Annotated in this window: 16 protein-coding genes; all 16 read left to right on the top strand. The window is 61.1% G+C overall.

Annotation, left to right across the window (positions count from 1 at the left end):
* Positions 1 to 9: 9 nt before the first annotated feature.
* The 16 genes from carA (at position 10) to purN (ending at position 18426) form a co-directional block, all read left to right on the top strand.
* Positions 10 to 1101, top strand: a complete 1092-nt coding sequence (carA, locus tag QZ298_RS02970) for a glutamine-hydrolyzing carbamoyl-phosphate synthase small subunit (protein ID WP_296005247.1) — start codon at positions 10 to 12, stop codon at positions 1099 to 1101.
* Positions 1094 to 4276, top strand: a complete 3183-nt coding sequence (gene carB / locus QZ298_RS02975) for a carbamoyl-phosphate synthase large subunit (protein WP_296005248.1) — start codon at positions 1094 to 1096, stop codon at positions 4274 to 4276. Before carA ends, carB begins: the two co-directional genes overlap by 8 nt.
* 7 nt (positions 4277 to 4283) lie before the next feature.
* Entirely contained in the window at positions 4284 to 5018 is a 735-nt protein-coding gene (locus QZ298_RS02980) for a dihydroorotate dehydrogenase electron transfer subunit (protein WP_296005249.1), read from the top strand.
* 117 nt (positions 5019 to 5135) lie between these two features.
* Positions 5136 to 6056, top strand: coding sequence for a dihydroorotate dehydrogenase (locus tag QZ298_RS02985; RefSeq protein WP_296005250.1), 921 nt, complete (start codon positions 5136 to 5138; stop codon positions 6054 to 6056).
* A 139-nt stretch (positions 6057 to 6195) separates the two neighbouring features.
* A complete protein-coding gene (gene pyrF, locus QZ298_RS02990; protein ID WP_296005251.1) occupies positions 6196 to 6912 on the top strand; it encodes an orotidine-5'-phosphate decarboxylase in 717 nt (238 codons plus the stop codon).
* A 67-nt stretch (positions 6913 to 6979) separates the two neighbouring features.
* Positions 6980 to 7240: a thioredoxin gene (locus QZ298_RS02995; RefSeq protein ID WP_296005252.1), complete on the top strand. Its 261-nt coding sequence runs from the start codon at positions 6980 to 6982 to the stop codon at positions 7238 to 7240.
* A 26-nt stretch (positions 7241 to 7266) separates the two neighbouring features.
* Positions 7267 to 7896, top strand: coding sequence for an orotate phosphoribosyltransferase (gene pyrE, locus QZ298_RS03000; RefSeq protein WP_296005253.1), 630 nt, complete (start codon positions 7267 to 7269; stop codon positions 7894 to 7896).
* A gap of 23 nt (positions 7897 to 7919) precedes the next feature.
* Positions 7920 to 9002 carry an aspartate carbamoyltransferase gene (pyrB, locus tag QZ298_RS03005; protein ID WP_296005254.1) on the top strand — a complete coding sequence of 361 codons (1083 nt, stop codon included), beginning with the start codon at positions 7920 to 7922 and terminating at the stop codon, positions 9000 to 9002.
* A gap of 103 nt (positions 9003 to 9105) precedes the next feature.
* Positions 9106 to 9246 carry a hypothetical protein gene (locus tag QZ298_RS03010; protein WP_296005255.1) on the top strand — a complete coding sequence of 47 codons (141 nt, stop codon included), beginning with the start codon at positions 9106 to 9108 and terminating at the stop codon, positions 9244 to 9246.
* Positions 9247 to 9330: 84 nt separating this feature from the next.
* Entirely contained in the window at positions 9331 to 9813 is a 483-nt protein-coding gene (purE, locus tag QZ298_RS03015) for a 5-(carboxyamino)imidazole ribonucleotide mutase (protein WP_363323894.1), read from the top strand.
* A complete protein-coding gene (gene purK / locus QZ298_RS03020; protein WP_296005256.1) occupies positions 9810 to 10904 on the top strand; it encodes a 5-(carboxyamino)imidazole ribonucleotide synthase in 1095 nt (364 codons plus the stop codon). Before purE ends, purK begins: the two co-directional genes overlap by 4 nt.
* 14 nt (positions 10905 to 10918) lie before the next feature.
* Positions 10919 to 14638, top strand: coding sequence for a phosphoribosylformylglycinamidine synthase (locus QZ298_RS03025; RefSeq protein WP_296005257.1), 3720 nt, complete (start codon positions 10919 to 10921; stop codon positions 14636 to 14638).
* A gap of 12 nt (positions 14639 to 14650) precedes the next feature.
* Positions 14651 to 15367 (top strand): phosphoribosylaminoimidazolesuccinocarboxamide synthase, encoded by a 717-nt coding sequence (gene purC / locus QZ298_RS03030; protein ID WP_296005258.1) that lies wholly within the window; start codon positions 14651 to 14653, stop codon positions 15365 to 15367.
* Between the two features lie 4 nt (positions 15368 to 15371).
* Positions 15372 to 16790, top strand: a complete 1419-nt coding sequence (gene purF, locus QZ298_RS03035; protein ID WP_296005259.1) for an amidophosphoribosyltransferase — start codon at positions 15372 to 15374, stop codon at positions 16788 to 16790.
* Between the two features lie 39 nt (positions 16791 to 16829).
* Complete coding sequence (purM, locus tag QZ298_RS03040; protein ID WP_296005260.1) at positions 16830 to 17855, top strand: phosphoribosylformylglycinamidine cyclo-ligase; 1026 nt, start codon at positions 16830 to 16832, stop codon at positions 17853 to 17855.
* A 4-nt stretch (positions 17856 to 17859) separates the two neighbouring features.
* Complete coding sequence (gene purN, locus QZ298_RS03045) at positions 17860 to 18426, top strand: phosphoribosylglycinamide formyltransferase (protein ID WP_296005261.1); 567 nt, start codon at positions 17860 to 17862, stop codon at positions 18424 to 18426.

Raw genomic sequence — 18426 nt, forward strand, 5'->3', positions numbered from 1 at the left:
AGTTTTTCGATGAAACCTTACACTAAAAAAATCGTGCTCGAAAACGGCCGTGAGTTTTTCGGCTACGGGTTCGGTGCCGATCGGGAGTCGATCAACGAGATCGTGTTCAATACCTCGATGGTCGGTTATCAGGAGATCGTCTCCGATCCGTCGTACACCGACCAGACGGTCGTCATGACCTATCCCTTGATCGGCAATTACGGCACCGCCGAGGAGGATTACGAGACCAAATTCCCCACCATCGGCGGCATGATCGTCCGCGAGTACAACGACATCCCCTCCAACTTCCGTTATACGCGTACACTCAACGAGGTTTTCGAGGAGATGGGCATCCCGGGCGTGTGGGGCATCGACACCCGTGCGCTCACCCGCATCATCCGCGACGAGGGGAGCCAGAAGGTGATGATCGCCGATGCCGCGACGCCGCACGAGGAGGCTATGGAGCGGCTTCGCGCCTACGAGCTGCCGCACGACATGGTGGCTCGCGTGAGTTGCAAAAAACGTTGGTTTTCCCGCACGCCCAACCACCGGTACGACGTCGTGGCTATCGACTGCGGCATCAAGTACAACATCATTCGCTGTCTCAACGCCAAGGGGTGCAACGTCACGGTCGTGCCCTACGATGCTTCGGTCGAGGAGATACTCGCTTTCCGGCCTGACGGCATCTTCCTTTCCAACGGCCCCGGCGATCCGGTCGACGTCGAGCCTGTCATCGAGAAGGTGCGGGCATTGAAGGGGCGCCTGCCTATCTTCGGCATCTGCATGGGCCACCAGATGGTCGCCCTGGCCTACGGCGCCAAGACTTTCAAGATGAAGTTCGGCCACCGCGGCGGCAACCATCCCGTCAAGTGCCTCGACACCGGCAAGATCGAGATTACCAGCCAGAACCATAGTTTCGCCGTCGACATCGAGTCGTTGAAGGGTACGCCCCTGCGCCTGACCCACGTCAACCTGCTCGACAACACCGCCGAGGGCATCGAGTGCCCCGAGGAACAGGTTTTCTCGGTGCAGTACCATCCCGAGAGCGCTCCGGGGCCGCAGGACAGCATCTATTTGTTCGACAAGTTCATTAAAATGATGGAGGAGCACAAAAATGCCTAAAAGAAAAGATATCCATAAAGTTTTGGTCATCGGTTCCGGCCCGATCGTCATCGGCCAGGCCGCCGAGTTCGACTATGCCGGTACGCAGGCGTGCCTGGCGCTCCGCGAGGAGGGTTACGAGGTGGTGCTCGTCAATTCCAATCCGGCCACCATCATGACCGACACCCATATCGCCGACAAGGTTTACATGGAGCCGCTCACGCTCGAATACGTCGCCAAGATCATCCGCTACGAGCGCCCCGACGCCATCGTGCCGGGCCTGGGCGGACAGACCGGTTTGAATCTGGCCGTGCAGCTGGCCAAGAAAGGCATTCTGGCCGAGTGCCAGGTCGAGATTCTCGGCACGTCGTTCGAGTCGATCGAGCGGGCCGAAGACCGCGAGTTGTTCAAGGAGCTGTGCCAGTCGCTGGGCGAGCCGGTGCTGCCCTCGGAGGTCGCCACTTCCATCGATGAAGCGGCCGACATCGCGCGCAAGATAGGCTATCCCGTCGTGCTGCGCCCCGCTTTCACGTTGGGCGGCACGGGCGGCGGCTTTGCCGACGACGAAGCGCAGCTGCGCGGGATGATGCGCAACGCGCTCTTCCTCTCGCCTGTCCACCAGGTGCTCGTCGAGAAGAGCATCAAGGGTTACAAGGAGATCGAGTACGAGGTCATCCGCGACTCCAACGACACGGCCATCGCCATCTGCAATATGGAGAACATCGACCCCGTGGGTGTCCATACGGGCGATTCGATCGTCGTCGCTCCCAGCCAGACCCTGACCAACCGCGAGTACCAGATGCTGCGCGATTCGGCGTTGAAGATCATTCGCGAGTTGAAGATCGAGGGCGGCTGCAACGTCCAGTTCGCGCTCGACCCCTTGTCGTTCGAATATTACCTGATCGAGGTCAACCCCCGCGTCTCGCGTTCGTCGGCCCTCGCTTCCAAGGCGTCGGGTTATCCCATCGCCCGCGTCAGCGCCAAGATCGCCGTAGGCCTCACGCTCGACGAGATCCGCATTGCCAACACCCCCGCGTCGTTCGAGCCGACGCTCGATTACGTCGTCACTAAGATCGCCCGTTTCCCCTTCGATAAGTTCTCCGACGCGTCCAATGCTCTCGGCACCCAGATGAAGGCCACGGGCGAAGTGATGGCCGTCGGCCGTACGGTCGAGGAGTCGCTTTTGAAGGCCGTGCGGTCGCTCGAAACAGGCGTCTGCCACATCTACCACAAGAAGTTCGACGATTGGACGACCGACCGGCTTCTGGAGTATATCCGCACCGGCACCGACGACCGCCTTTATGCCATCGCGCAGCTCATCCGCTGCGGCATCGACCTGGTGTTGATTTACAACAATACCAAGATCGACATGTTCTTCCTCGAAAAGTTCAAGAACATCGTCGAGTTCGAGAGCGTTGTCCGCGCTCGTCCGCACGACATCGAGACGCTGCGCGACGCCAAACGCGTGGGCTTCAGCGACAAATATATCGGGCAGTTGTGGGGCCTCTCCGAGCAGGAGATGTTCCGCCTGCGCGAGCAGCACGGTCTCTTCCCCGTCTATAAGATGATCGACACCTGCGCCAGCGAGTTCTCGTCTTACGTGCCTTATTTCTACTCCACCTACGAGTTGGAAAACGAGTCGGTCGTCAGCGGCAAGGAGAAGATCGTCGTCCTCGGTTCCGGCCCCATCCGCATCGGTCAGGGCGTCGAGTTCGACTATTCGACCGTCCACGCCATCTGGTCGATCCGCGAGGCGGGCTACGAGGCGATCATCATCAACAATAACCCCGAGACCGTCTCCACCGACTACACCACCAGCGACAAGCTCTACTTCGAGCCGCTGACCGTGGAGGACGTCATGAACGTCATCCACTTCGAGAAGCCCAAGGCCATCGTCGTCTCGCTCGGCGGACAGACGGCCATCAACCTTGCCGAGCCGCTCGCCGCCCTCGGCGTGCCCATCATCGGCACCGACTGCCAGGCCATCCGCAACGCCGAGGACCGCGGCTGCTTCGAGAAGATCATGGAGGAGCTGGGCATCCCCCAGCCCGAGGCCGAAGCTGTTACCGACATCGAGGCCGGCGTTCGCGCCGCCGCGCGAATCGGTTATCCCGTCTTGGTGCGCCCGAGCTACGTGTTGGGCGGCCGCGCCATGCAGATCGTCTCGAACGAGGAGCGCCTGCGGCATTACCTCCAGACAGCCGTCGAGGTCAACGTCGACCAGCCCGTCCTGGTCGACCGCTACATCATGGGCAAGGAGTTGGAGGTCGACGCCATCTGCGACGGCCGCGAGGTCTTCATCCCCGGCATCATGGAGCACGTCGAGCGCACGGGCATCCACTCGGGCGACTCGATCAGCGTCTATCCGACGTTCAGCGTACCGGAGTCCGCCAAGCAGAAGATCATCGATTATACCGTGCGGTTGGGTCTGCGCATCGGCATCGTGGGTCTCTACAACATCCAGTTCATCCTCGACAGCAACAACGAGGTGTACGTCATCGAGGTCAATCCCCGTTCGTCGCGCACCGTGCCGTTTCTCTCCAAGTCCACGGGAGTCGGCATGGCCCACATCGCCACGCAGGTCATCTTGGGCAAGAGCCTGCGCGAGCTGGGCATTACGGAGGTCTGCGGCCGTGAGAAAGCCCGATGGTATGTCAAGGCACCCGCTTTTTCCTTCGCCAAGATCCGCGGCATGGATTCCTACCTCTCGCCCGAGATGAAGTCTACCGGCGAGGCGATCGGTTACGACGACAAGCTGACCCGCGCCCTTTACAAGGCGTTGCAGGCCACGGGCATGAACGTCTCGAACTACGGCACCATCTTCGTTACCATCGCCGACCCCGACAAGGAGAAAGCGCTCCCTCTGGTAAAGCGCTTCTACGAGCTGGGTTTCAATGTCGAGGCCACGACCGGCACCGCCGCGTTCTTGCGCGACCACGGCATCCGCACCCGCACGCGGCGCAAGTTGAGCGAGGGCAGTTCCGAGATCATCGACGCCCTGCGGCAGGGACATGTCAGCTATGTCATCAACACCATCGACATCAACCAGCACGACACGCGGCTCGACGGCTACGAAATCCGCCGTACGGCCGTCGAGAACAACGTCACGGTCTTCACGGCGCTCGAAACCGTGGCCGTGCTGCTGGACGTGCTCGAAGAGATCACGCTCCGGGTGTCGACAATCGACGCAGAATAGCAAGCTAATGTACAAGCAGGGAATTTATACCGTTCTTTCCAACGAGCCGCTTACGGCGTCGGTTCGCCGCATGCGTCTGGAGGGCGACACGCAGTGGATCGTGCGGCCCGGGCAGTTCGTCAACATCGCGTTGGAGGGCCGTTATCTGCGGCGCCCCATCTCGGTGTGCGACTACGACGCCACGACGCTCACGCTCATCTACAAGGTCGTGGGCGAGGGCACCGCGCAGATGGCCCGCATCCAGCCCGGCGGGCAGCTCGACCTGCTCACGGGGCTGGGCAACGGTTTTTCGACCGACAACGATGCCCGGCGGCCGCTGTTGGTCGGAGGCGGGGTGGGCGTGCCGCCGCTCTACAACCTGGCCAAGGTGCTCCTTGCCGCCGGCAAGCCCGTGCAGGTCGTGCTGGGCTTCAATACGGCGGCCGAGGTCTTCTATGCCGGGGAGTTCCGCGCGCTGGGTTGTTCCGTCACGGTCGCTACGGCCGACGGTTCCGAGGGGGTCGGAGGATTCGTTACCGATGCTCTCTCCGCTCTCGATTTCGACTACTTCTATGCCTGCGGCCCGCTGCCGATGCTTCGGGCGCTGTCGCAGGCCACGGTGTGCGACGGCCAGCTTTCGTTCGAGGAGCGCATGGGGTGCGGCTTCGGCGCCTGCATGGGCTGTTCGTGCAAGACCCTCACGGGCAGCAAGCGCATCTGCAAGGAGGGGCCGGTAATGAACAAGGGCGAGATACTTTGGTAAATGGATAACGTGGACGATGCGGCCCTTTGGGCCGTGCGGGTCGCAGTTTCCCGGCGCGGAGGCCCGCCAGCGTGCTCCGCAAGTTGCGGCCGCACGATATGCGAACAGATTTGATTTATGTTAGATACTTCCGTCATACTTTCCGGGTTGAGGTTGGACAACCCTATCATTCCGGCCAGCGGCACGTTCGGCTACGGCCAGGAGTTCCGCGATTTCTACGACCTCGACATGTTGGGTTCCTTCTCGTTCAAGGGCACTACGCGCGAACCCCGCTTCGGCAACCCCACGCCCCGTATCGCCGAGTGCCGCGAGGGGATGATCAATGCTGTGGGTCTTCAGAATCCCGGCATCGACCATGTCATCGCCGAGGAGCTGCCGCGCTTGCGCGAGTTCTTCCACAAGCCCGTCATCGCCAACATCTCGGGTTTTTCGGTCGAGGAGTACGCCTATTGTTGCGAGCGCATCGATAAGGAGGAGCAGGTCGGGTTGATCGAGGTCAATGTCTCGTGTCCCAACGTGCGGCACGGCGGCATGTCGTTCGGCACTTCGCCCGAAGCCGCCGCCGAGGTCACGCGCGCCGTCAAGGCTGTGACGACCAAGCCGGTCTACATCAAGCTGAGTCCCAACGTTACCGACATCGTGGCCATCGCCAAGGCGTGCGAGGAGGCCGGGGCCGACGGGCTGTGCCTGATAAACACCTTGCTGGGCATGCGCATCGACATCGAGCGCCGCAGACCCGTCATCGCCAATACGATGGGCGGTTTTTCCGGCCCGGCGGTCTTCCCCGTGGCCGTGCGTATGGTCTTTCAGGTGGCCCGGGCGTGCCGGGTGCCCGTCATCGGGTGCGGCGGCGTCTCGACGGCCCGCGACGTGATCGAGATGATGATGGCCGGTGCTACGGCTGTCGAGGTGGGCGCTGCCAACCTGGTCGATCCCTATGCCTGCAAGAAGATTGTCGAGACCCTGCCCGCCGAGATGGAGCGGCTGGGGATCGAACGCCTGAGCGACATCATAGGAATCGTGCAAAGCGAAAACTGAAATGCGAAAGGCGGCGGGCGCCGCTGTCTCCGCACTGCGTTTTGCAAGGCTGAAAGCCTTGCGCCCGGGGACGGCTCGCGTCAAAGATGCGATCTCCGCAGCCGGCACGGACGAATAATAAGATAAAATTCTTTTCGATATGAATAACAAAGACGTAATCATCGCTTGCGACTTCAAGTCGGCCGAGGATACTTTCCGCTTCCTCGATCTTTTCAAGGACGAGACGCGCAAACCCTTTCTGAAAATCGGCATGGAGCTTTTCTATGCCGAGGGGCCGGCCATCGTGCGCGAAATCAAGCGCCGGGGCCACCGCATTTTCCTCGATCTGAAGCTCCACGACATTCCCAATACCGTCCGCAAGGCGATGGCCGTTTTGTCGCGGCTCGACGTCGACATGTGCAACGTCCACGCCGCCGGCACCATCGAGATGATGCGCGCCGCCCGCGAGGGACTCACGCGCGAGGACGGTACGCGGCCCCTGCTCATCGCCGTGACGCAGCTCACGTCCACCAGCGAGGAGCGCATGCAGCAGGAGTTATTGATCGGCGCTTCGATGGGCGACACCATCGTGCGTTACGCCCGCAACACCCGTGAAGCGGGTCTCGACGGCGTGGTCTGCTCGCCGCTCGAGGCCGGCATGGTGCACGAGGCATGCGGCGCCGGTTTCCTCGCCGTCACGCCCGGCATTCGTTTCGCCGACGGCGACGTCGCCGACCAGGTGCGCGTCACCACGCCCGCCCGTGCCCGTGAAATCGGGTCGGACTTCATCGTCGTCGGGCGCCCCGTTACCGCTGCGCCCGATCCCGTGGCCGCCTACCGCCGCTGCGTGGAAGAATTTTGTGGAAATGAACAATGAATAGTCGATAAGGAATAAGATTTGTCGGAATCATTGCCCATTATTCATTTAATTGTTCATTGAGAGTATGAAGTCCGTAAAACTTTTTTATCTGCGCGGTTGTCCTTTCTGCAAGCGCGCGTTGCAGTTCGTCGCCGATGCCAAGGCTGCTCATCCCGAGCTGGCGGACGTCGAGGTCGAGACGATCGAGGAGTCGGAGCAGCCCGAGGTGGCCGGTTCCTACGATTATTATTATGTCCCCACGTTCTACGTCGGCGAGGTAAAGTGTCACGAGGGCGATATTACGTCCGACGAGGTGGAGCAGGTTTTGCGGAAAGCATTGCAATAGAACGAAAACCGAATATACTTGATTTTATGGAGAAATCTATCGCCAAAGATTTGCTGTCCATCGGCGCCGTCTTCCTGCGCCCCGGGCAGCCGTTTACCTGGGCCAGCGGCATCAAAAGCCCGATTTATTGCGACAACCGGTTGACGCTTACCGCTGTCGAGGTGCGCAAGCATGTCGAGGTCGGTCTGGCCGAGATCGTCCGCACGTATTTTCCCGAGGCCGAGGTGTTGATGGGTACTTCCACGGCCGGCATCGCCCATGCCGCCATTACCGCCACGCTGCTCGACTTGCCGATGGGGTACGTGCGTTCCGGCGCCAAGGATCACGGGCGCGGCAACCGCATCGAGGGCAAGCTCGAAAAGGGGCAGAAGGTCGTCGTCATCGAAGACCTGATCTCCACCGGCGGGTCGTGCATCGAGGTCGTCGAGGCCTTGCGCGAGGCGGGTGCCGAGGTCTTGGGCGTCGCGTCGATCTTTACCTACGGCATGCAGAAAGGCATCGACCGCATGCAGGCTGCCGGCGTCGTCAACCATAGCCTCTCCAACCTCGATGCCTTGGTCGAGGTCGCCGCCGCCGAGGGTTACATCCGTCCCGAGGACAAGGTGCGCTTGCTCCGTTTCCGCGACAACCCCTCCGACGAGCGGTGGATGAAGTAACCGAATTGCCAATCATTCGATTTATGCGTCATTTGATCGATCCTACCGATCTGACGGTCGAGGAGACCGGGCAGATCATCGCTCTGGCCGAGGATATCATCGCCGACCGGGCCAAATACAGCCAGGTTTGCCGGGGCAAGAAGCTCGCTACGCTCTTTTACGAGCCGTCGACCCGCACCCGCTTGAGTTTCACTTCCGCCATGTTGGAGTTGGGCGGCGAGGTCATCGGGTTCTCCGATGCCGCTTCGTCGTCGGTCTCCAAAGGGGAAACCGTCGCCGACACGGTGCGCGTCATCCGGTGCTTCGCCGACATCATCGCCATGCGTCATTTCAAGGAGGGGGCGCCGCTCGTCGCGTCGCAGTACGCCGGCATCCCCGTCATCAACGCCGGCGACGGCAGCCATGCCCATCCCACCCAGACGCTTACCGACTTGTTGACCATCAAGCGCGAGAAGGGGCGTTTCGACCACCTCACGATCGGCTTCTGCGGCGACTTGAAGTTCGGCCGCACCGTCCATTCGCTCATCAAGGCGTTGTCTCGTTACCAGGGCATCAAGGTCTTCCTCATCTCGCCCCAGGAATTGCGTCTGCCCGATTACATGCTCCGGGAAATGAGCGCCGGTTCCGGTCTGGAGTTCCGCGAGGTGCATACTTTGGAGGAGGCGATGCCCGAGTTGGATATCCTTTACATGACCCGCGTCCAGAAGGAGCGTTTCCTCGACCAGGAGGAGTTCGACCGCGTGAAAGACAGCTTCGTGCTCGATCCCGACAAGTTGAAGACCGCACGCGAGGATATGATCGTTCTTCATCCGCTGCCGCGCGTCAACGAGATCGCGCGGGCCGTCGACAACGATCCCCGCGCCGCTTACTTCCGCCAGGTCGAGAACGGCAAGTTCGTGCGCATGGCTTTGATTCTCACTTTGCTGCGGTGGGCCGGCGAGAACCGTCCTTTCGAGCGTACGCCCGTCTTCGGCGAGCCGTTCCTCGTCGACGGCCCTGTTTGTTCCAATCCGCGGTGCATTTCCGTTTCCGAGGATGTCGACCGTCTCGCTCGCCGTTCGGACGACGGCGCATGCCGGTGCGCTTACTGCGAGACGATTTTGTGAATAAATTGTCGATAGAATCCGCCCGGAGTTGTTGAAAGTGCGGGCCGAATGCGTTATTTTTGCATTGTTATTTTTTCGGAATTTTCTTGATTTCATCCGGGTAATGATTCTTTTCGACCATATCGGGTTGGGTAAGCGCAAGCGGCGCCGCGAGGGTGCCGGTGCCTTGTCGCCGGATCTGCAACCGTCGTCGCGCGTGCGTTCTCGGGAGCGGCGCGCGGCCGTGTGCCGGATGATCGGATAGATACGAACCGCCAGGACATGCGTGCCGTGGCGGTTCGTCTTTTATGGCAGAAAAGGAGACCGTAAGGCGAATAGTTTGACAAGCATGGAAAAACATTTGAAAGTCGGTGTGATTATGGGATCGGCGAGCGATTATGAGGTAATGGCCGACGCCGTGCGGACGCTCGAATCGTTCGGCGTCGATTTCGAGAAACGGATCGTCAGCGCCCACCGCACGCCCGAACTGTTGTGCGATTACGCCCGCACGGCGCGTGAACGGGGTCTCGGCGTCATCATCGCCGGAGCCGGGGGCGCCGCCCACCTGCCCGGTATGGTCGCCGCCATGACTTCGTTGCCTGTCATCGGGGTGCCCGTCAAGTCCCGGGCTTTGAACGGTCTCGATTCGCTCCTTTCGATCGTCCAGATGCCCGCCGGGGTGCCCGTCGCCACGACCGCCATCAACGGCGCCAAGAACGCCGCCTTGCTCGCCGTTTCGATTCTCGCCTTGCAGGACGAGGCTTTGGCCGCCCGGCTCGATGCGTTCCGCGCCAAGCAGACCGACGACGTGTTGAAAACCGAGTTGCCGTGAAGACCGTCGGTATCATAGGAGGCGGTCAGCTGGGGTTGATGATCGCGCAGCAGGCGCGCGGTTTGGGCGTGCGCACCGTGGCGCTCGACCCGGCGTCCGACGCTCCCGCTTTTGCCGCGTGCGACGGACGGATCGTCGCCGCTTACGACGATGCTGCGGCGCTGGAGGAGCTTTGCCGGCAGTGCGACGCCGTTACTTACGAGTTCGAGAACGTTCCCGGCGAGGTGTTGATTCCGCTTGTTGAGAAATATAATATTCCCCAGGGATTCCGGCCATTGTACGATTCGCAGGATCGCCTGCGTGAGAAAGACAACGCCCGCAAGCATGGGTTCGATACGCCCGAGTACCGCCCCGTCGACAGCGAGGAGGCGTTGCGGCGCGCGTCGGCCGAGTTGGGATTCCCATGTGTTTTGAAAACCTGTACTTTGGGCTACGACGGTCATGGGCAAGTCGTTTTGCGTTCGGAGGAGGATATTCCTCGGGCGCTTCCGTTGTTGGCTGTGTCCTGCATTTTAGAGGCGTTCGTCGATTTCGATTTCGAGGTCAGTCTCGTGATGGTCTCCGACGGGTGTCAGGTCGTCGTCTTCCCCATCGGGCGCAACATCCACCGCGACGGCATCCTCGATCTTTGTTTCGTGCCGGCCGCAGGCGTTTCGCCGGAGTTGGCGGCCCGCATGCAGGCCGCGGGCAGGGATTTCATGTTGCAGTGCGGTTATGTCGGCATCCTCGCCGTGGAGTTGTTCGTCAAGGGCGACCGCTTCTACTTCAACGAGATGGCGCCGCGGCCCCATAATTCGGGCCATTGGACGATCGAGGGGTGTTCCACCAACCAGTTCCGCGAGTTGGTGCGTTTTCTTGTGGGCCTGCCGCTGGAGGAGCCGCGGCTGATCGCTCCTACGGTCATGAAAAACATCCTCGGTCAAGATCTCGATGCCGCCCGGCGGATCGCTGCCGAGGGGCACGAAAGGGTCTTCGTCCACCTCTATGGCAAGTCCGAGTCCCGTCCCAAGCGGAAGATGGGTCACATCACGTTCGTCGGGTCGGATGCCGCCGGGTATGCCGGGCGATGGAGCGATGAATTTGTGAAATAAGAATAAATCAAGATATGAGTGATTATCGTATTTTCGTCGAAAAACTTCCCCGTTTCCAGGTCGAGGCCGAGAGCTTGTGGCGCGAGTTGAATGCCGATTTGGGGCTTTCCCTGCGGTCGCTTCGGTTGTTGAATGTCTACGATCTCTTCGGCTTCAGCGAGGAGCTGCTCGAAAAGAGCCGGTATGCCGTCTTCGGCGAGATCGTTACCGACACCGTGAGCGACACGTGCGATTTGAGCGGTCATCGGTTCATCGCCATCGAGTTCCTGCCCGGTCAGTTCGACCAGCGGGCTGCTTCGGCTGTCGATTGCGTGCGGTTGATCGACCCCGCCGCCGAGGTGCGCATCCGTTCGTCGCGCCTGCTCATCTTCGACGGCGACGTCAGCGACGGCGACCTGGCCCGGATCAAGCATTATTGCATCAATGCCGTCGAGTCGCGCGAGAAAAACCTCGCCGTGTTGAGCGACATGGAGCAGGCCGAAGTGAAGCCCGTCGAGGTGTTGGAGGGTTTTCGCGAGTTGGCCGACGACGAGTTGGGGGCCTGCTGTAAGCACTATGGTCTGGCCATGAGCGCCGACGACTTGCGCGAGGTCGTGCGTTACTTCCGCGAGGAGGGGCGCGATCCGTTCGAGACCGAGTTGCGCATCCTCGATACTTATTGGAGCGACCATTGCCGCCATACGACCTTTACCACCGAGCTTACCGGCATCGCCGTCGAGGAGTCGTTCCTCAAGGGCGAGATAGAGGATGCGCTGGCGCTCTACCTCAATATCCGCCGCGAGTTGGGGCGCGAGCATAAGAGCCTTTGTCTCATGGATATCGCCACCATCGGCGCCCGTTGTCTGCGGCAGCGCGGTCTGCTCGACGACCTGGAGGTCAGCGACGAGAACAACGCTTGTTCGGTCTTCGTCGATGTCGATGTCGACGGCTGCACCGAGCAATGGCTCTTGCAGTTCAAAAACGAGACGCACAACCATCCCACCGAGATCGAGCCGTTCGGAGGTGCTTCGACATGCCTCGGCGGCGCCATCCGCGACCCGTTGTCGGGCCGCAGCTACGTCTACCAGGCCATGCGTGTGACCGGTGCGGGCGATATCTACCGCAAGGTGGGCGAGACGCTCCCCGGCAAGTTGCCCCAGAGCGTCATTTCGCGCAAGGCGGCCGCCGGCTACTCCAGCTACGGCAACCAGATCGGTCTGGCTACCACCCATGTGCGCGAAATCTATCACGACAATTACGTGGCCAAGCGTTTGGAGGTCGGTGCCGTCGTCGGTGCCGTCAAGGCCGGGAACGTGCGGCGCGAAACTCCCGCTCCCGGCGACCGGATCATCATGCTGGGCGGCCGCACCGGGCGCGACGGCATCGGCGGGGCCACGGGGTCGTCCAAGGAGCACGATTCGCATTCGCTCGAAACGTGCGGCAGCGAGGTGCAGAAGGGCAATGCTCCCGAGGAGCGCAAGTTGGAGCGGTTGTTCCGGCGTCCGGAGGTAACGCGGCTCATCAAGAAGTCCAACGACTTCGGCGCCGGCGGTGTCAGCGTCGCTATCGGCGAGTTGGCCGACGGACTGGACATCTATCTCGACCGCGTGAAGACCAAATACAGCGGGCTCAACGCCACGGAGTTGGCCATCAGCGAGTCGCAGGAGCGCATGGCCGTCGTGGTCGAGGCCAAGGACACCGAGGAGTTCATGCGTTACTGCCGCGAGGAGAATATCGAGGCCGTCGAGGTGGCCGACGTTACCGATTCGGGCCGCATGCGTATGTTCTGCAACGGGCGCCCGGTCGTCGACCTCAGCCGCCGGTTCATCGATTCGGCCGGTGCGAAGCATTTCGCCGAGGCGCAGATCGGGGCTGTGGAGGAGAAGAACCCGTTCGCGCGTGTGCTGGAGGGCGGCGACTTGGCCGCGCGCTTCGCCAACAACCTCAACGACAGCAACGTGCTTTCGCAGCGCGGGCTGGTCGAGATGTTCGACTCCACCATCGGCCGTTCTACCGTGCTGATGCCTTTCGGCGGACGTACGCAGCGCAGCGAGACGCAGGTCTCGGTGCAGAAGCTCCCCGTCGACGGATTTACCCGCACGGCCAGCATCATGGCTTTCGGTTACAATCCGTTCGTGGCTTCGTGGAGTCCCTATCATGGTGCCGCCTATGCCGTGGTCGAGGCGGCCGCCAAGGTCGTGGCCGCCGGTGCGCGTTATGACAAGATGCGTTATTCCTACCAGGAGTATTTCGAGCGCATGACCCAGGATCCCCGGTCGTGGGGCAAGCCGCTGGCCGCCCTGCTGGGGGCCTTGCGCATGCAGATCGAGTTGGGCCTGCCTTCCATCGGCGGCAAGGATTCCATGTCCGGTACGTTCCAGGACATCGACGTGCCGCCCATGTTGATGGCATTCGGCATCACGACGGTCGACGCCGCAAAGGTCATCTCCACCGATTTCAAGCGTCCCGGCAACCGGATCTACCTCGTGCGCCATACGCCCTGCGAGAATTTCATGCCCGACACCGAGCAGCTCAAGCGCAACTTCGCGTTCGTCAGCGAACAGATCGAGGCCGGACGCATCGTCGCCGCCTGGTCGGTCGGCTTCGGCGGCGTCGCCGAGGGTATCGCCAAAATGGCTTTCGGCAACGAGGTCGGTGCCTGCATCACGATGGACGAAGAGCGGCTCTACGCATATGCCTACGGTTCGATCCTCGTCGAGGCGACGGGCGAGCTGGAGTTCCCCGATGCCGAATTCCTCGGTCAGACCATCGAGGACGCCGCCTTGAGCATCAATGGCGTGCGTCTGCCGCTCGACGAACTCTACCGCGCCAATACCGAGCGTTTCGCCGTGATCTACCCCGACAAGAGCGACAACCGCGCCGTCATGATGACAGGCGAACCCCGCACCGATGCGGTCGAGTATCCCGGCTCCGCCGTCGAGCATCCGGTCGTCTTCCTGCCCGTTTTCCCCGGCACCAATTGCGACTACGACACCGCCAAGGCGTTCCGCCGGGCCGGTGCTTGCGTGGAGACCGGCGTGTTGTGCAACATCGCCGGCGACGATATCCTGCGTTCGATCGACCGGATGCAGACAAGCATCGACCGCTGCCACATCCTCGTGCTCAGCGGCGGTTTCTCTGCCGGCGACGAACCCGACGGCAGCGCCAAATTCATCGTGAACGTACTCAACAATGCGAAGATCCGCGAGGCGATCCATGCGCTTCTCGACCGCGGCGGTCTGATCCTCGGCATCTGCAACGGCTTCCAGGCGCTGGTCAAGTCCGGATTGTTGCCCTACGGGCGTCTGGGCATGGTCACGCGCGAGTCGCCCACGCTTTTCCGCAACGACATCAACCGTCACATCTCGCAGATCGTTACCACACGTGTCGCGTCGGTTGCGTCGCCTTGGTTGAGCGGTTTTGTCCCGGGCGAGCTGCACAGCATCGCCGTCAGCCACGGCGAGGGCAAGTTCGTCGTCGGCGAGGAGTTGGCGCGCCAGCTTTTCGACGCCGGGCAGGTCGCTTTCCAGTATGTCGGCCCTGACGGGGAGCCTGCGGCTGCCGCACCGTGGAACCCCAACGGTTCGTCCTGCGCTATCGAGGGCATTCTCTCGCCCGACGGCCGCATCCTGGGCAAGATGGGGCATACTGAGCGTTGGGAGGAGCATCTGTTCAAGAACATCGCCGGCAACAAGGAGCAGGCTTTGTTCGAGAATGCGGTAAAATATTTCAGAAAGAACAATACGACAATATAAAATTTCAAATTTATGAAACAGCTCGAAATGCTCTACGAGGGCAAGGCAAAACAAGTTTTCTTGACCGACGATCCCGACAAGATCATCATCCATTACAAGGATGCCGCTACGGCGTTCAACAACGTCAAGAAGGCTACCATCGAGAATAAGGGTGTGCTGAATAATGCCATATCCACATTGATTTTCAATCAGTTGCATAAGGCCGGCGTTCCGACGCATTATATCGAGACCATCAACGACCGCGACCAGGTGTGCCGCAAAGTTTCGATCATTCCCCTGGAGGTCATCGTGCGCAACGTCATCGCCGGTTCGATGGCCCAGCGTCTCGGCATCGAGGAGGGTACCGAGCCTTCGAACGTCATCTTCGACATCTGTTATAAGAAGGACGAGTTGGGCGATCCCCTGATCAACGATCACCACGCCGTGGCGCTCGGCGCCGCTACCTACGAGGAGTTGGACACCATCTATAAGATGACCGCCAAGATCAACGACGTGCTCAAAGAGTTGTTCGCTCGCATGAACATTCGGTTGATCGACTTCAAGATCGAGTTCGGCAAGACTTCCGACGGGCAGATCGTCCTGGCCGACGAGGTGTCGCCCGACACCTGCCGCTTGTGGGACGCCGCGACCAACGAGAAGCTCGACAAGGATCGTTTCCGCCGCGACTTGGGCAAGGTGCGCGAGGCTTACGAGGAGATTCTGGAGCGTTTGCGCAAAATCACGGAGTAGGGTAATGGTCAATCCTATGATCGACAGGGAGTTGCATGAGGAGTGCGGCGTGTTCGGCATCTACGGCGTGCCCGATGCGGCGTCGCTCGCCTACTATGGTCTGCATGCCTTGCAGCACCGGGGGCAGGAGGGGTGCGGCATCGTCAGCGTCGACACCGGCGGCAAGCTTCGCCGCATCAAGGGCGAGGGGTTGGTTACCGAAGTCTTCAAGGAGCCGGCCCTGTCCGCGCTCGCCGGTAGCATGGCCATCGGCCACGTGCGTTATTCTACGGCGGGCGGCGGCGGCATCGAGAACGTGCAGCCGTTCATGTTCCGTCACAATTCGGGCGACTTCGCCTTGGCGCATAATGGCAATATCGTCAACTCCAGTCAGTTGCGCGATTACCTCGAAAACAAGGGCAGCCTTTTCCAGTCGTCGTCCGACAGCGAGGTGCTCGCCCACCTCATCAAGAAGGAGACCAAGTACCGCGACCGGCCGCGCATCTTTTCCATCATCGATGCGCTCAACATGCTCGAAGGGGCTTTCGCCTTTCTCATCATGACGGCCAACCGCATCTACGCTTGTCGCGACAAGTATGGTCTGCGTCCTTTGTCCATCGGGCGTCTGGGCGACGGCTACGTGCTTTCCAGCGAGACTTGTGCGTTCGACGTCCTGGGCGCCGGGTTCGTGCGCGACGTCGAGCCGGGCGAGGTGGTAACCATCGACGCCCACGGCATTCGTTCCACCGATTATTCGCAGTACAAGCGGCGGCAGATGTGCGCCATGGAGTACATCTACTTCGCCCGTCCCGACAGCGACATCGAAGGGTGCAACGTCCATGCTTTCCGCAAGGAGTCGGGACGGCTGCTCTTCGCCGAGGCCCCCGCTCCGGCCGATATCGTCGTCGGGGTGCCCGATTCGAGTCTCAGCGCCGCCATGGGCTATGCCGAGGCCAGCGGCCTGCCCTACGAAATGGGACTTATCAAGAACAAGTACATCGCCCGCACCTTCATCCAGCCTTCGCAGGCTATGCGTGAGAAGGGCGTAAGGATGAAGCTCTCGGCCGTGCGGAGCATCGTCCGCGGCAAGCGCGTCGTGTTGATCGACGATTCGATCGTGCGGGGCACCACTTCGCGGCGCATCGTCGGCATGTTGCGCGACGCCGGGGCTACCGAGGTGCATGTGCGCATCGCTTCGCCGCCCATGACCGATCCGTGTTTCTACGGTGTCGACACTTCGACTTACGACGAGTTGATTTCCGCGCGTCTCGATGTCGAAGGCGTGCGTCGGGAGATCGGGGCCGATACGTTGGCGTTCCTCTCCGAGAAGGCGCTCTTCGCAGCCGGCGGGCGCGGCGAGTTGTGCACGGCTTGTTTCACGGGGCGTTATCCCACGGCGCTTTATACTGCCCGCGAGGAGGCCAACAAGGACGGGAAATTTTAGGCGGAAGCGAATGTTTAAGTATAAGAAATATAATTATTTATGGCACAAAGTTATGAAAAGGCCGGGGTCAGCCTCGAAGCCGGTTACGAGTCGGTAAGGCGCATCCGCAGACATGTCGAATCCACGGCGCGTCTGGGCGTGATGGGCAACATCGGGGCTTTCGGGGGTATGTTCGATCTCTCGGCGCTCCGGATCGAGGAGCCGGTGCTGGTCAGCGGCACCGACGGCGTGGGTACCAAGTTGAAGTTGGCCTTCGCCATGGACAAGCACGATACGATCGGCATCGACGCCGTGGCCATGTGCGTCAACGACGTTCTGGCGCAGGGTGCCGAGCCGTTGTTGTTTCTCGATTACATCGCCGTCGGGCACAACGAGCCTAAAAAGATCGAGGCTATCGTCTCCGGTGTCGCCGAGGGGTGCCGGCAGGCCGGCTGCGCTTTGGTCGGCGGCGAAACGGCCGAGATGCCCGGCATGTATGCCGAGGGCGAGTACGACATCGCAGGCTTTACCGTGGGCGTCGTCGAGAAGAAGCGGTTGATCGACGGGTCGAAGGTCAAGGCCGGCGACTTGTTGGTCGGCGTCGCTTCCAGCGGCGTCCATTCCAACGGGTTCAGCCTCGTGCGCAAGATCGTCGACGACAACGGGTTGAGCCTGAACGGGAGTTATCCCGAGCTGTCCGGCAAGTCGTTGGGCGAGGTGTTGCTCACGCCTACCCGGATTTACGTCAAGCAGATGTTGGAGGTAATCCGCCAGTGCGATGTCCACGGCATCGCCCACATCACGGGCGGCGGTTTCGACGAGAACATTCCGCGCATCCTCCGTGGCAGCCAGGGCATCGAAATCGAGGAGGGCGCATGGGAAATCCTGCCCGTGTTCCGCTTTCTCGAAAAATACGGTAAGATTCCTCATCGCGAGATGTTCAACATCTTCAACATGGGCATCGGCATGGTCGTCGCGTTGGATGAAAGCGCCGCACAGCAGGCCGTCGACATCCTCGCCGCTTGCGGCGAGCGTGCGTCGGTCATCGGGCGCATTACCGACACCCCGGGTGTCACGATCCGGTAGGACCATGCACAGACTTGCAGTTTTCGCCAGCGGCAGCGGCACCAATTTCGAGGCCATCGTCCAGGCTTGCGAGCAGGGCGTGCTGAATGCCCGGGTGGTGTTGATGGTCTGCGACAAGCCCGGCGCCCGGGTCGTGGAGCGGGCTGCCGCGCATGGGGTCGAGACTTTCGTTTTCTCGCCCAAGGCGTATGGTTCCAAGGCCGATTTCGAGCGTGAGATCGTGGCATTGCTCGATGCTGCCGGCGTGGAGTTGGTCTGCTTGGCCGGTTACATGCGCATCGTGGGCGATACTTTGTTGGAGGCTTACGGCGGGCGGATCATCAATGTCCATCCGTCGTTGTTGCCCGCTTTTCGCGGTGCGCATGCCATCGAGCAGGCGCTCGATTACGGCGTCAAGGTCTTCGGCGTGACGATCCATCGGGTCGACGCCACGCTCGACGGCGGGCCGATCGTCGCCCAGCGGGCTTTCGAGTACTACGGCCGAGACCTCGCCGAGTTGGAAGCCATGGTGCATGCCACGGAGTATCCGCTTTATGTAGAAACGATAGGTAAAATATTGAACGATAAATAA

This window comes from uncultured Alistipes sp., from assembly GCF_910580175.1.
In the GTDB taxonomy this organism is placed as follows: Bacteria; Bacteroidota; Bacteroidia; order Bacteroidales; family Rikenellaceae; genus Alistipes.

Excerpts from the sequence above, each read along its gene's own strand:
- carA (WP_296005247.1), top strand. The coding sequence starts at position 10 with ATGAAACCTTACACTAAAAAAATCGTGCTCGAAAACGGCCGTGAGTTT.
- carB (WP_296005248.1), top strand. The coding sequence starts at position 1,094 with ATGCCTAAAAGAAAAGATATCCATAAAGTTTTGGTCATCGGTTCCGGC.
- QZ298_RS02980 (WP_296005249.1), top strand. The coding sequence starts at position 4,284 with ATGTACAAGCAGGGAATTTATACCGTTCTTTCCAACGAGCCGCTTACG.
- QZ298_RS02985 (WP_296005250.1), top strand. The coding sequence starts at position 5,136 with ATGTTAGATACTTCCGTCATACTTTCCGGGTTGAGGTTGGACAACCCT.
- pyrF (WP_296005251.1), top strand. The coding sequence starts at position 6,196 with ATGAATAACAAAGACGTAATCATCGCTTGCGACTTCAAGTCGGCCGAG.
- QZ298_RS02995 (WP_296005252.1), top strand. The coding sequence starts at position 6,980 with ATGAAGTCCGTAAAACTTTTTTATCTGCGCGGTTGTCCTTTCTGCAAG.
- pyrE (WP_296005253.1), top strand. The coding sequence starts at position 7,267 with ATGGAGAAATCTATCGCCAAAGATTTGCTGTCCATCGGCGCCGTCTTC.
- pyrB (WP_296005254.1), top strand. The coding sequence starts at position 7,920 with ATGCGTCATTTGATCGATCCTACCGATCTGACGGTCGAGGAGACCGGG.
- QZ298_RS03010 (WP_296005255.1), top strand. The coding sequence starts at position 9,106 with ATGATTCTTTTCGACCATATCGGGTTGGGTAAGCGCAAGCGGCGCCGC.
- purE (WP_363323894.1), top strand. The coding sequence starts at position 9,331 with ATGGAAAAACATTTGAAAGTCGGTGTGATTATGGGATCGGCGAGCGAT.
- QZ298_RS03025 (WP_296005257.1), top strand. The coding sequence starts at position 10,919 with ATGAGTGATTATCGTATTTTCGTCGAAAAACTTCCCCGTTTCCAGGTC.
- purC (WP_296005258.1), top strand. The coding sequence starts at position 14,651 with ATGAAACAGCTCGAAATGCTCTACGAGGGCAAGGCAAAACAAGTTTTC.
- purF (WP_296005259.1), top strand. The coding sequence starts at position 15,372 with ATGGTCAATCCTATGATCGACAGGGAGTTGCATGAGGAGTGCGGCGTG.
- purM (WP_296005260.1), top strand. The coding sequence starts at position 16,830 with ATGGCACAAAGTTATGAAAAGGCCGGGGTCAGCCTCGAAGCCGGTTAC.
- purN (WP_296005261.1), top strand. The coding sequence starts at position 17,860 with ATGCACAGACTTGCAGTTTTCGCCAGCGGCAGCGGCACCAATTTCGAG.